At 76.0% G+C, this 12,564-nt stretch carries 12 protein-coding genes; 8 read left to right on the forward strand and 4 right to left on the reverse strand.

Annotated elements, in window-relative coordinates:
- Positions 1–22: 22 nt before the first annotated feature.
- On the forward strand, positions 23–2,671 hold the full coding sequence (locus EYB28_RS09805; protein WP_240930482.1) for a cation-transporting P-type ATPase: 2,649 nt from the start codon (positions 23–25) through the stop codon (positions 2,669–2,671).
- Here EYB28_RS09805 and EYB28_RS09810 read toward each other — a convergent pair.
- The 3 genes from EYB28_RS09810 to EYB28_RS09820 are packed head-to-tail and all read right to left on the reverse strand — an operon-like array spanning position 2,655 to position 5,382.
- Entirely contained in the window at positions 2,655–3,644 is a 990-nt protein-coding gene (locus EYB28_RS09810) for a zinc-dependent alcohol dehydrogenase family protein (protein ID WP_166847181.1), read from the reverse strand. The genes EYB28_RS09805 and EYB28_RS09810 overlap by 17 nt on opposite strands.
- 21 nt (positions 3,645–3,665) lie before the next feature.
- Positions 3,666–4,541, reverse strand: coding sequence for a universal stress protein (locus EYB28_RS09815; protein ID WP_166847183.1), 876 nt, complete (start codon positions 4,539–4,541; stop codon positions 3,666–3,668).
- Positions 4,542–4,581: 40 nt separating this feature from the next.
- Positions 4,582–5,382: a hypothetical protein gene (locus EYB28_RS09820; protein WP_166847186.1), complete on the reverse strand. Its 801-nt coding sequence runs from the start codon at positions 5,380–5,382 to the stop codon at positions 4,582–4,584.
- 255 nt (positions 5,383–5,637) lie between these two features.
- On the opposite strand from EYB28_RS09820, the gene EYB28_RS09825 reads away from it, so the two are divergent.
- The 4 genes from EYB28_RS09825 (at position 5,638) to EYB28_RS09840 (ending at position 10,027) form a co-directional block, all read left to right on the forward strand.
- A complete protein-coding gene (locus tag EYB28_RS09825; RefSeq protein ID WP_166847188.1) occupies positions 5,638–6,639 on the forward strand; it encodes an Acg family FMN-binding oxidoreductase in 1,002 nt (333 codons plus the stop codon).
- A gap of 111 nt (positions 6,640–6,750) precedes the next feature.
- A complete protein-coding gene (locus EYB28_RS09830; protein ID WP_166847190.1) occupies positions 6,751–7,794 on the forward strand; it encodes a universal stress protein in 1,044 nt (347 codons plus the stop codon).
- Positions 7,791–8,381: a DoxX family protein gene (locus tag EYB28_RS09835; RefSeq protein WP_166847193.1), complete on the forward strand. Its 591-nt coding sequence runs from the start codon at positions 7,791–7,793 to the stop codon at positions 8,379–8,381. Before EYB28_RS09830 ends, EYB28_RS09835 begins: the two co-directional genes overlap by 4 nt.
- A gap of 53 nt (positions 8,382–8,434) precedes the next feature.
- Positions 8,435–10,027: a GAF domain-containing sensor histidine kinase gene (locus EYB28_RS09840; protein ID WP_166847195.1), complete on the forward strand. Its 1,593-nt coding sequence runs from the start codon at positions 8,435–8,437 to the stop codon at positions 10,025–10,027.
- Positions 10,028–10,041: 14 nt separating this feature from the next.
- Here EYB28_RS09840 and EYB28_RS09845 read toward each other — a convergent pair whose 3' ends face one another.
- The gene (locus tag EYB28_RS09845; protein ID WP_166847198.1) at positions 10,042–10,677 is read right to left on the reverse strand and encodes a response regulator transcription factor; all 636 of its coding nucleotides are present in this window, start codon (positions 10,675–10,677) and stop codon (positions 10,042–10,044) included.
- A gap of 65 nt (positions 10,678–10,742) precedes the next feature.
- On the opposite strand from EYB28_RS09845, the gene EYB28_RS09850 reads away from it, so the two are divergent.
- From EYB28_RS09850 to EYB28_RS09860, 3 genes are all read left to right on the forward strand, one after another.
- A complete protein-coding gene (locus EYB28_RS09850; protein ID WP_166847200.1) occupies positions 10,743–11,786 on the forward strand; it encodes an alcohol dehydrogenase catalytic domain-containing protein in 1,044 nt (347 codons plus the stop codon).
- A gap of 69 nt (positions 11,787–11,855) precedes the next feature.
- Positions 11,856–12,092, forward strand: coding sequence for a FitA-like ribbon-helix-helix domain-containing protein (locus tag EYB28_RS09855; protein ID WP_205710885.1), 237 nt, complete (start codon positions 11,856–11,858; stop codon positions 12,090–12,092).
- Positions 12,089–12,490 (forward strand): type II toxin-antitoxin system VapC family toxin, encoded by a 402-nt coding sequence (locus EYB28_RS09860; protein ID WP_166847205.1) that lies wholly within the window; start codon positions 12,089–12,091, stop codon positions 12,488–12,490. The genes EYB28_RS09855 and EYB28_RS09860 overlap by 4 nt, the downstream gene beginning before the upstream one ends.
- Positions 12,491–12,564: the final 74 nt, after the last annotated feature.

The following is a 12,564-nucleotide window of genomic DNA, read 5'->3' on the forward strand; positions in this document are numbered from 1 at the left end:
CGGCAGGCGCACGGTGGCGAGCGTGGCGGACGAGGTGGCCGGCCTGTCGGCGTCCGAGGCGGCGCACCGTCTCCGGGAACGCGGCCCGAACGTCCTCCCGCGCGCACGACCGCCGTCGTCGGCACGCCTCGCCGTCGCGCAGCTGACGCACTTCTTCGCCCTCCTGCTGTGGGGCGCGGCCGTCCTCGCCTGGGTCGGAGGCATGCCACAGCTCGCCGTCGCCACGGTCGCGGTGGTGATCGTCAACGGAGCGTTCGCGTTCGCGCAGGAGCACCGGGCGGACCGTGCCGGTCAGCGGCTGCTGGACCTGATGCCGGCACGCGCCACCGTGGTGCGTGACGGTCGTCGCCGCCTGATCGACGCGCGTGACGTGGTGGTCGGAGACCTGCTGGTGCTCGAGGCGGGCGACGCGATCTGCGCTGACGCCCGCCTCGCCGGCGCGGACGGGTTCGCCGTCGACGCCTCGGCGTTGACCGGGGAGAGCGCCGCGACACATCCCGCCACGGCTGAGACGGTCCGCGCCGGCACCTATGTCCTGGAGGGCGAGGCCACCGCCGAGGCCACGGCGACGGGCGAAGCCACCGAGCTGGCCCAGGTCGTGCGTCTGACCAGACGGTCCAGGCGGTCGGCCAGCCCGCTGGACCTGCGGCTGCGGCGCGTCGTGCGCACGATCGCGGGCATCGCGATCGCCATCGGCGGCACGTTCTTCGCCGTCACCCTGGTTCTCGACGTCCCGCCCTCCGACGGCTTCCTCTTCGCGGTCGGCGTCGCCGTCGCCCTGGTCCCCGAAGGGCTGCTGCCCACCGTGACGTTGTCGTTGGCCCGTGGAGCGCAGCGCATGGCGGCGAGCAACGCCCTCGTGCGGCGGCTGGACGCCGTCGAGACCCTGGGCGCCACCACGTTCGTCTGCACGGACAAGACCGGCACCCTGACTCGCAACGAGATGTCGGTCGTCGCGGTCTGGACCCCGCGCGGGGCGGCTGAGGTCGTCGGGCACGGCTACGCCCCGACGGGCAGGATCACCGCCGTCCCCGGGCGGGCCGGCACGGGGGCGGCGACCGCCGCGGACCACGAACGCGACGTGCGGGCCGCGGTGCGCGACCTGGCGCTCGGCGCCACCCGCTGCTCGACGGGCAGACTGCTGCGCAGCGGTGAGACGTGGACCCCCCACGGGGATCCCATGGAGGTGGCCCTTCACGTCCTGGCACTGCGCGCCGGCGTCGACGTGGCGGCCGCGGAGGCCGCACGACCGGTGCGCCGACGACTCCCGTTCGACGCCCGTCGCCGGCGCATGTCCGTGCTCGCGGGGGACCGGGTGTTCGTCAAGGGTGCTCCCGACGCCGTGGTCCCGCTCACCGCCGACCCGGGGGCGGCGGACGACGCGCTCGCCGAGCTCACCGGTCGGGGTCTGCGGGTGCTGGCCGTCGCGGCGCGCCCGGCCCGGGAGAGCGACGTGCGGGACCGGGCGGCACGCGTGGAGGCCGGCCTCGGGCTGCTCGGGCTGGTGGCGCTGCAGGACCCGGTGCGGGACGACGTCCACGCGGCCGTGGCCTCGTGCCGCGCCGCCGGGATCCGGCTCGCCATGCTCACGGGGGACCACCGCAGGACCGCCGCGGCCGTCGCGCGGGAGGTGGGCCTGTGTCGTGGTGAGCCGACGGTCGTCGAGGGCGCGGCCCTGCCGGCGGACGACGACGCGCTCGGCCGGCTCGTCGACCGGGACGGTCTCGTCGTGGCGAGGGTGACGCCCGAGGACAAGCTGCGCATCGCCCGGGCGCTGCGTGCCCGGGGCCACGTGGTCGCGATGACGGGAGACGGGGTCAACGACGCCCCGGCGCTCCGGGAGGCCGACGTCGGGGTCGCCATGGGCCGTGGCGGCTCCGACGTGGCGCGTGAGGCCGCGGACGTCGTGCTCCTCGACGACGCCTTCGGCAGCATCGTAGCGGCGGTGGAGCTGGGACGGGCGACGTTCTCCAACATCCGCAAGTTCCTCACCTATCACCTGACGGACAACGTCGCCGAGCTCACCCCGTTCCTCGTGTGGGCGCTGAGCGGCGGGTCCGTCCCGCTGGCGCTCACCGTGCTGCAGATCCTCGCCCTGGACATCGGGACCGATCTGCTGCCCGCGCTCGCGCTGGGCGCCGAGCCCCCGGACCGGCGGACGATGGGCCCGCGGGAGCGGACGGGAGCGCTCGTCGACCGACGGGTGCTGCTGCGCGTCTTCGGCGTCCTCGGGCCCGCGGAGGCGGCAGTCGAGATGGCAGCCTTCGTCGCGGTGCTCGGGCTCGCGGGCTGGAGCCTCGGGGCGGACGTCTCCGCCACGACACTCGCGCTCGCCTCGGGTGCGGCCTTCACCGCGGTCGTGCTGGGCCAGCTCGGCAACGTCTTCGCCTGCCGGAGCGAGCACCGCTGGGCGGGCGCGCTCCCGCTCGGCGGGAACCACCTGCTCCTGACGGCCGTCGTCGTGGGCCTGCTGCTGCTCGGCCTGTTCCTGTCCGCGCCGCTGTCGGAGGTGCTGGGCGGCAGCCCCCCGCCGGCGGTGGGATGGGCGGTGGCCGGCTTCGCCCCGGTCCTCGTCGTGCTCGCCGACGCCGCGGACAAGGCGGCCCGCCGGCGTGCCCACCGCGGGCGGCGCCGGGGGAGCGGCCGTTCGCCGCTCAGGTCGTCGTCATGACGAGCGACCCGGCGGCGCGCCCGGCACGGAGGTCGTCGAGCGCGGCACCGGTCCGCTCGAACGGGTAGGTCGTGACGCTCGGGGCGACGTGGAGCGTGTCGGCCAGGCGCAGGAGCGTGTCGCCGTCGGCGCGCGTGCTCGCGGTGACGGTGCGCAGGTCCCGCTCGCCGAACAGGTGGCTCGTGTAGCTCATCGACGGCACGTCGCTCATGTGGATGCCGGCGAGCACCACGGTGCCGCCGTGGGCGGTGGCCTCCAGCGCCAGCGGCACCAGCTCGCCCGCGGGCGCGAAGACGATCGCGGAGTCCAGGGGCGCCGGCGGCCGGTCCGTGGCGCCACCCACGAAGTCCGCGCCGCCGCGCCGCGCCAGCTCCCGGTTCTGCGCGCCCCGCGTCATGACCGAGAGCCGTGCGCCGGCCGCCGAGGCCAGCTGGGCGGTGAGGTGCGCGCTGGAGCCGAAGCCGTACAGACCCAGCATGCCCCCGGGCGGCAGGCAGGCCCGGACGAGCGCCCGGTAGCCGATGATGCCCGCGCACAGCAGCGGGGCGGTCGCGACGGGATCCAGCCGGTGCGGCAGCCGGTACGTGAACGCCTCCGGCGCCACCGTGAGCTCGGCGAACCCACCGTGCGCGTCCCACCCGGTGAAGCGGGAGGCGGGGCAGAGGTTCTCCCGTCCGTCCCGGCACCACCGGCACACGCCGCACGTGCGCCGCAACCAGGCGACGCCCACACGGTCGCCGGGCCGCAGCCGGCGGACGGCCGGTCCGGCGTCGACGACCGTCCCGACGACCTGGTGGCCGGGGACCACCGGTGACAGGTGCACGGGGAGCTCCCGGTCCACCACGTGCAGGTCGGTGCGGCACACGCCGCAGGCCTCGACCCGGACCAGGACCTCGTCGGGACCGGGGCGCGGCTCCGCCAGCTCCGCGAGGGTCAGGCTTCCTGCCGAGCCCCCCGTCGTCCACGCCCGCACGACCGTCGACCCCGGGCGCGGTCAGACGGGCTCGGACACGGTGCGCGGCGTGTGCGCGACCGCGACCACGCAGGGGGCGTCCGCGAGCAGTGCGTCGGGCACCGACCCCAGCAGCCGGCCGGCGAGGCGGGAGTGCCGCCGGCCGCCGACGACCAGCAGGTCGTCCGGGGTGGCGTGCTCGAGCAGGACCTCCGCGGCCACCCCCGGGCGGGCGTCCACCTCGCAGGTGACGCCCGGGTATCGCCCGGACCAACGGTCCAGCAGCCCGCGCAGCGCCTGGTGGATCTCCGGAGGGTCGCCGGACCCGGACTCCCGGGCGACCTGAGTGGCCGGCTGGATCGCGTGCACGAGCGCGACGGGGCTGCCGGAGCGGTCGGCCTCGGAGAACGCCAGGTCGAGGGCGGTCGTGGGGTCGTCGTCGAACCCCACGCCGACGACGACGCGCGCCGGCGCGGTGCCGGTCGAGCCGGCGGGCACCACGGCCACCGGGCCGTGCGCGTGCGCCGCGGTCGCGGCGGACACCGAGCCCAGGATCCGGTGCGTCCGGCCCGTGCCCCGGCGACCCACGACCACGAGGGCGGCGTCGCGCGACTGCAGGACGAGCACGGAGGCGGGCGTGCCGGTGCTGCCGGACGCGTCGACGGGCGTCGCCCCGTCGGGACGCGGCCCGCTGCGCTCCAGGGCGTGCCGCAGCAGGGCCTCGGTCGTCTCCTGGATCGCGCCGGGGTCGTAGGCGGGCACCGGGGTGATCGGCCCCACCGGGATGACCTCGGCGTGCGAGAGGGTCAGGCGGGCGTCGTGGCGGTCCGCCGCCGCGAGCGCCCAGCCGAAGGCGTGGTAGCTCTCGTCGGAGCCGTCGACGCCGACGACGACGCCGTGCGACCAGGTGATGCTCATGCTCGTCCGTTTCTCGCCACGCGGCGTGTCTCGGGATCGGTCAGGCGGTGCGGCGGAGCAGGTCCCGCTGGGGGGCCTGCTCCGCCGCGGCCCGGGCGGGGAGGCGGACGAGCGCCTGGGGTCGCCCGTCCACCCCCCACGCCTGCTCGACGCCGTCCCTCGTCGGGCCGTCGTCGAAGACACGGGCGGAGCACGACGCGCGCACCCCGCGGGAGGCGGCGACCAGGAGCATGCGCTCCATCGCCTGGCCGGCGACGAGCCAGTTGTACGGCCCGTCCCCGATCGTCGTCACGACGGCTCCGGCGAGCGGCGGCCGTTCCACCGGGTCCGCCGGGGCCCTGCCCTCGACGCCGGCCAGGTCGTCCGGCCCGAGGAACGTGAGCCCGGCGTGCTCGCGCACGGCCGCACGCCGGAGCACGTCGGTCAGCGGCCCGTCGACGGCGCGGCCCGCAGGCGTCGGGAGCGGAGCTCCCAGCGACGCCGGTGCCCGGCGTGGTGCCGACATCGCCTCGTGCAGGCCGGGCTCGTCGAAGTAGCGTGCCGCCGACGGGCTCATCTGGATGCGTGCGGCCACCAGCGGGTCGGAACGGTCGGGAAGAAGCCGGGCATAGGCGTCGAGCCCCTCGTGCTCGGCGGCGACGCGGACGTTGAGCACGAACGCACCGCAGCTGAGATAGGTCTCCCGGTGCGCCCCCGCGTGCTGGTCCACCCACGACGGGCCCACCCGCACCGTGATACCGCCGTCGTCGACCTCCACGAGCCACGGCAGCGCCCGCGGCAACCTCGGTGCGCGCATGCCGGCGGTGATGATCCGCTCGGTGCGCCTGCGTGCGTCGCTCATGTCGCCTCCCCCTCGAGCCGCCACGGCCCGAACCTCTCGATGACGCCACCCTCGCCGTCAGCGTGCGCCGGGGGACAGGGCCGAAGGTCCCGCGCCGCGCGCAGGTAGTCCCGTGTCGCTGGGTGACGGCGGGCCCATCGGCCGGGGCGCCGGGGGCCGTTCCGCCCTGTCCGGCGCCCGGGCGCGGTGGTGCGCTGGACCCGTCGGGGCGGGAGGGTGACGGCGGGGGCCTGCACGGGCACGAGGGAGGACTCGATGGACGTCGTCGACGCGCGGGTGGAGCGGATCGTGGAGTCGGCCGGGCGGGCGCCGAGCGTGCACAACACGCAGCCGTGGCGGGTGCGGTTCGACGGCAGCACCCTCGAGGTGCGTGCCGACCCGGCCCGTCAGCTGCGGCACACGGACCCGCAGGGTCGCGAGATGCTCATCAGCTGCGGGGCCTTCCTGTTCAACGCCCGGACGGCCGCGCGACGCGAGTCGTTGCGCCCGCGCGTGCGGGTGCTGCCCGACCCCGCCGACCCCGGGCTGGTCGCGGTCGTGGACCTGGATCCAGGGCCAGGGCCGGAGACGGACGAGCTCGAGCTGGCCGTGGCGATCCAGCGGCGCGTCACCTCGCGGGTGCCGTTCGACGACCAGCCCCTGGACGTCGACGTCCTGGAGGCGCTGCGCGCTGCGGCGCGCGACGAGGGCGCCGGGCTGCGCGCGGTCCCCGCGTCCGACCCCGTGCGCGAGCAGGTCCTGGCGCTCGTGCGCCGGGCGGAGGCGCTCGCGGCCGAGGACGAGGTCGGCGTCGGCGAGGAGCGGGCCTGGACGGGTGGGGCGCGCTCGGCCCGGCCGGACGGGATCCCGCGCGACCTGCTGGGGCCCGCCGCCGCGGAGGAGGGGGCACCCGTGCGCCGGTTCAGCGCGCGCTCGGGCCTGGTGCACTTCGAGCGGCGGTCGACGATGGCGGTCCTCACGACGCCGGGCGACTCGCCCCGGGACTGGGTCGCCGCCGGGCAGGCGCTCGAGCACCTGCTGCTCGTCGCGACCACCTACTTCGTGCACGCGTCGTTCGCCACGACGGTGCTGGAGAACCCGACCACCCGCCACGACCTGAGCACGGTGCTGTCCCTGGGTGCGGCGCCGCAGATGCTCATGCGGCTCGGGTACAGCGCCCGCCCGGCGCGCACACCACGGCGGCCCGTGGACGACCTGGTCCGGGAGCACCGGACGTCGGCCCGCCCCGGCGGGGGCCGACGGCCCGGGGACGGGTGAACCGAACGGCACGGTCGTCGGTGCCCCCTCGGCCCTGCCGGGCGCGCCGGGCCGGGAGCACGGTGAAGAGGTGCGCGGGGAGCGCGCACGGACCGACCCGGGGAGCGTGTGATGGAGCCGAGGCACGACGAGCCCGTCGTGGTGGGGATCGACCGCTCGGCGGACTCCTCGCGCGCGCTCGCCTACGCCGTCTGCGAGGCCGAGCGCGAGCACTGCTCCCTGTGGCTGATCACCGCCGTCCACGACGTCGTGCCGGTCGGGCCGATGCTGCCGCTGCTGGCGAGCGACCCGCTCGTCGACGTCGGGCACGAGCGGCTCGCCGAGGCCGACGCGCTCGTGGAACGGCTCTCGGAGGGGCGGGTCCGCACCCGGCTGCAGGTGGCCCTGGGGCCCGCCGCGGAGCTGCTGGCGACGGCGGGGCGCCAGGCGCGCCTGGTGGTCCTCGGCCACCGCGACGGCACGCGTGCGCAGCGGCTGTTCACCGGGAGCACCACCTTCGGCGTCGTGGCCCGGGCGACCTGTCCGGTCGTGAGCGTCCCCGAGGTCTGGGACCAGGGCCGAGAGCACGGACGCCTCGTCGCGGGTGTCGACGGGTCCGCGGGTTCCGCCGCGGTGCTGGCTCGCGCGTTCGCCCTCGCGGCGCAGCGCGGGGCCCGCCTGGAGATCCTGCACTGCTGGCGGCTCGACCCGTTCTACAGCTACCTCGTGGACGAGTGGTCGGTGCAGCAGGAGTGGGGCACCCAGTCGCACCGCATCATCGACGGGCTCGTCGCGCGTGCCGCCGCCGGGTACCCGGGCGTGCGGTACGAGACCCGGATGGAGTACGCCGACGTCGCGGACACGCTCGTGAGGCGCGCGGCCGAGGCCGACGTCCTCGTCATCGGGCGCCACGGGCGCGGCGGACTGGGGACGCGGATGGTGTCGTCCGTGCTCGGCACCGTGACGCGCACCGTGCTCCAGCACGCCCCCTGCCCGGTGGAGGTGGTCCCGGTGCCGGCGCGGGTGGAGGCCGCCCCCGAGACCGCGGACGAGACCACGGAGGCGACCGCGGACGTGACCACGGACGTGACCGCGGACGAGACCGTGGACGAGAGCACCGAGGACACCAGACCGTCGCCCCCGCCGGGGGCGCTCCCTGAGGAGGCACCATCATGAGTGACGTCCACGAACGGCGTCGGCACGCCGCGGCACCGCCGCCCGAGGCGTCGGCGCACGTCGCCGACCACGGACCCGTCGTCGAGCAGGAGCGGTCCTCGCGCCGCGCGCTGCGGGTCGTCGGAGGCCTGATCCGGATCAGCCTCGGCTGGGTCTTCCTGTGGGCCTTCCTCGACAAGACGTTCGGCCTCGGGCACGAGACCGCGTCCGCCGACGCCTGGCTGCGCGGCGGCGAGCCGACCACCGGCTTCCTCGCCGGGGCGACGGCCGGCCCGTTCGCCGGGTTCTACCAGGGGCTGGCCGGGCAGTCGTGGCTCGACTGGCTCTTCATGATCGGTCTGCTCGGCATCGGGGTCGCGCTGATCCTCGGGGCCGGCGTACGGATCGCGGCCGGGGCCGGGGCCGTCATGCTGGTCCTCATGTGGACGGCCGTGCTCCCGCCCGCGAACAACCCGTTCATGGACGACCACCTGATCTACGCCCTGGTCCTCGTGGCCCTGGCGCTCGGGGACGCCGGTCGGACGCTCGGGATCGGCCGGTGGTGGGAGCGGACCGCGCTGGTGCGACGTTGGCCGGCGCTCACCTGAGCCCGCCCGACGCGGGGCTCGCCGGTGGCGGTGGTCCGGTCTACGCTCAAGACGTGGACCGGACCACCCGTGAGGTGGAGGACGCCATCCTGCAGGCGGTCAACGGCGTCTCCACCGACTTCGACCTGCGGGACCTCCTCGTGGGCGTGGTCCGTGCGGCCTGCAAGCTCGCCGGCGCCCGCTACGGTGCGCTCGGCGTGATCGGGCGCTCGCGGCGCGAGCTCGTCGAGTTCATCGCCGAGGGCATCGACGAGGACGGCCGGCGCGCGATCGGCGACCTGCCCACCGGGCGCGGGCTGCTGGGACACCTCATCACCCACCACGAGACGCTGCGGCTCGACGACCTCGCCGACCACCCGTCGTCCTCCGGGTTCCCGCCGAACCACCCGCCGATGACGTCCTTCCTCGGCGTCCCCGTCACGGTGCGCGGGCAGGTCTTCGGGAACCTCTACCTGACGGACAAGACCAACGGCCGCAGGTTCACCGCCGCCGACGAGCGGGCGGTCGTCGCCCTGTCGGGGTTCGCCGGCCTGGCCATCGACCATGCGAGGCTGCTGATGACGGCGGAGCGCCGGGCGCGCTGGTTCGAGGCGACCGCCGCGCTGCCCGGCGAGGTGCTGCGCACCGTCCGCCCGGACGACGCGCTCGACGCCGTCCTGCGGCAGGCCCTGCAGGGGGCCGCCGGGCAGGTCGCCATCGCCGTCGCCCCCGACCCCGACCCGGTGGCCCTGGGCCGGTTCACGGTGCGTGCCGCGAGCGGCGACGGGACCCACGACCCGTACGAGACGCTGGAGAAGGTCCGCCCGACGCTCATGCTGGCGATGGCCAGCGGCAGCACCCGCTGGGCCGACCTCGGTGACGGGGGCGTCGTCATGACGCGGTTGTCGATCGACGCGCTCACCCGTGGCGCCCTGGTCGTCGTGCTGCCGCGCGAGCCGTACCTGGACGGTGCCGGCGACGACACGGACCTGGTCGCGAACTTCGCCGGGCAGGCCTCGCTCGTCCTCGAGCGGCGCCACACCCGCGAGATGCAGCAGCAGCTCGCCGTCCTGGCGGAGCGCAACAGGATCGCCCGGGACCTGCACGACGGCGTGACGCAACGCCTGTTCGCCCTCGGCCTGCAGCTCAAGATCCTCGAGAAGGGGCTGCCGGAGCAGGACCGCACGGCCCTGCGCACGGTGATGGACGAGCTCGACGCCACCATCACCGAGGTACGCCGGTCGATCGTCGACCTGCGCCCGGTCGACCAGCACCGGGCCTCGCTGCGTGCCAAGGTGCAGAGCCTGGTCGCCGAGTACGGGCCGGCCCTGGGGCGTCCGCCCGTGCTGACCGTCGAGGGTCCCCTGGACACCCTGGTGGAGCCGTCGGTCCACCACCACGTGGTCGCGGTGCTGCGCGAGGGGCTGTCCAACTGTGCCCGGCACGCCGGCGCCAGCACCGTGTGGGTGGCGGTCACCGCCACGCCCCAGCGCCTGACGTGCGTGGTCAGCGACGACGGCGTCGGGCCGGCGCCGTCGGCCCCGCGCAGCGGCCTGCGCAACCTCGGCGACCGGGCCACCGAGCTGGGCGGGACGCTCGCCCTCGAACGGCGCGTCCCGTCGGGCAGCACGCTGACCTGGCAGGTGCCCCTGCCCGCCCCTGCGTAGCGCGGACGTCCCGGCTACCCCAGCAGCCGGGCCGCCAGCACCGCGGCCTGCGTCCGGGAGCGCAGACCGAGCTTGGTCAGGATGTTCGACACGTAGTTCTTCACCGTCTTCTCGGACAAGAACATCTTCGCACCGATCTGCCGGTTGGTGAGCCCCTGGGCGACGAGGGCCAGCACCTTCACCTCCTGCTCGCTCAGCGCGCCCAGCACCGGGTCCTGCGCCGGGCCGGACCGCACCCGGTCCAGGACCCGTGAGACGAGGGCCGGGTCGATGAGGGACTGGCCGGCCGCCACCCGCCGGACCGCGTCGACGACGTCCGAGCCCGAGACGACCTTGAGCAGGAACCCTGAGGCGCCGGCCATGATCGCGGCGAACAGGGCCTCGTCGTCGTCGAAGGACGTGAGCATCAGCGCCCGCAGCTCGGGCATGGCGGACCGCAGCTCGCGGCACACCTCCACCCCGGAGCCGTCGGGGAGCCGGACGTCGAGCACGGCGACGTCGGGGCGGTGGGGCGGGATGTCCCGCAGCGCCTCGCGGGCGGACCCCGCCTCGCCGACGACCTCCATGCCGTCCTCGGTGCTGAGGAGCCCGCGCAGGCCGCGCCGGACGAGCTCGTGGTCGTCGACCAGGTAGACGCGGACCGGATCCATGCTCTCGTTCTACGCCGTCGGCAGCGCGGCCACCACCCCAGGGCGCGGCGTGCGAGGCTGGGCCGGTGCGAGCAGTGGTCTTCGACGAGTTCGGCGCGGTGCCGCGCGTGCGGGACGTGCCCGAGCCGGTGGCGCCCGACGGCGGCGTGGTCGTGCGGGTGGCGGCCACCGGCCTGTGCCGCAGCGACTGGCACGGGTGGGCGGGGCACGACGACGGCATCGCCCTGCCGCACGTGCCCGGTCACGAGCTGGCGGGCGAGGTCGCGGCGGTCGGCGCGGGCGTGGAGCGCTGGCGCGTCGGCGACCGGGTGACCGTGCCGTTCGTGTGCGGCTGCGGCCGGTGCGCCTGGTGCGCCCGCGGCGACGCGCAGGTGTGTCCCGCGCAGACGCAGCCGGGGTTCACCCACTGGGGGTCGTTCGCCGAGCTCGTCGCCCTGCACGCCGCGGACGCGAACCTCGTCGCCGTGCCCGACGACGTGAGCGCCGAGGCGGCCGCCGCCCTCGGGTGCCGGTTCGCGACGGCCTACCGGGGGCTGGTCGGGCGCGCCCGCCTCGCGGCGGGGGAGCGGGTCGTCGTGGTCGGCGCGGGCGGCGTCGGGCTCAGCGCCGTGATGATCGCGAGCGCGCTCGGCGCGCAGGTGGTCGCCGTCGACCGGCACGAGCCGGCGCTCGACGCGGCACGGCACGCCGGCGCGGCCGACGTCGTGCTGGCGGACGGGGCCACCGACGTCCCGGCTGTCGTGGCGGGGCTGACCGGCGGGGGAGCGCACGTCGCCGTCGACGCCGTCGGCAGCGAGAGCACCTGCGGCGACGCCGTGGCCAGCCTGCGCCGGCGCGGGCGCCACGTGCAGATCGGGCTGCTGCCGCCGGTCGACGGCCACCCGCGCGTGCCGATGGACCGGGTGATCGCGTACGAGCTCGACCTGCTCGGCAGCCACGGCATGGCGGCCGCCGACTACCCGGGCATGCTCGACCTCGTCGCGCGGGGCGTCCTGCGTCCGCAGGCCCTCGTCGAGCGCGTCGTCGGCCTCGAGGAGGCCGCGGCGGCGCTGCCCGGTCTCGACCGCGAGGTCGTCGCGGGGATGACGATGGTCGACCCCGCCCGCTGAGCGCGCCTCCCGGGCGGTGCCAGGCGGGACCGACGGAGAGTGCATGCACTATGAGTGTACGATGGGTGCATGGCCTATCTGCAGATCCGCGACGTGCCGGACGACGTCCGCGACGTGCTGGCCGAGCGCGCCCGGGAGAACGGGCAGTCGCTGAACATGTTCCTGCGCGAGGTGGTGCTGCGGGAGGCGTCGTTCACGCGCAACCGCGCGCTCGTCGACGAGACCGCGGGCTGGCCCGGCAGGGGCGACTTCACGGTCGACGACGTGCTCGAGGCGCTGGACGAGGGCCGCGCGGGCGCGCGGTGATCGTCCCGGACGCCTCGACGGTCGCGCTCCTCTTCGCCGTACCCGGGGCGGACCCGCGCAGGGCGGCGGCCGCCGAGGTCCTCCACACCGACCCGGACTGGGTGGTCCCCGAGCACTGGCGCACAGAGGTCCTCTCGGCCGTGCGCGGGCTGCACCTCGGTGGCAGGCTGGACCGGGAGCGCGCGGTCGCCGCCGTCGGATGGCTGACGCGCGTGACCGCCGCCGTCGCGCCGACGGGTCCCTTGCTGGCCCGGATGTGGCAGCTGCACCCGAACCTGTCTGCGTACGACGCGGGCTACGTCGCGGCGGCGGAGGCGCACGACGTCACGCTCGTGACCGCCGACGTGCGGATCGCCCGGGCGGGTGTCGCCCGGTGCCCGGTCCGTGTGGTCGGGTGACGTCGGACGCACGGCCGCCCTCGCGGCGAAGATCCGGGCGATGCCCCGTCGGTGGCACCGTACACTCGAAGGGT

Source organism: Isoptericola sp. BMS4 (genome assembly GCF_011634835.1).
GTDB lineage: Bacteria > Actinomycetota > Actinomycetes > Actinomycetales > Cellulomonadaceae > Isoptericola.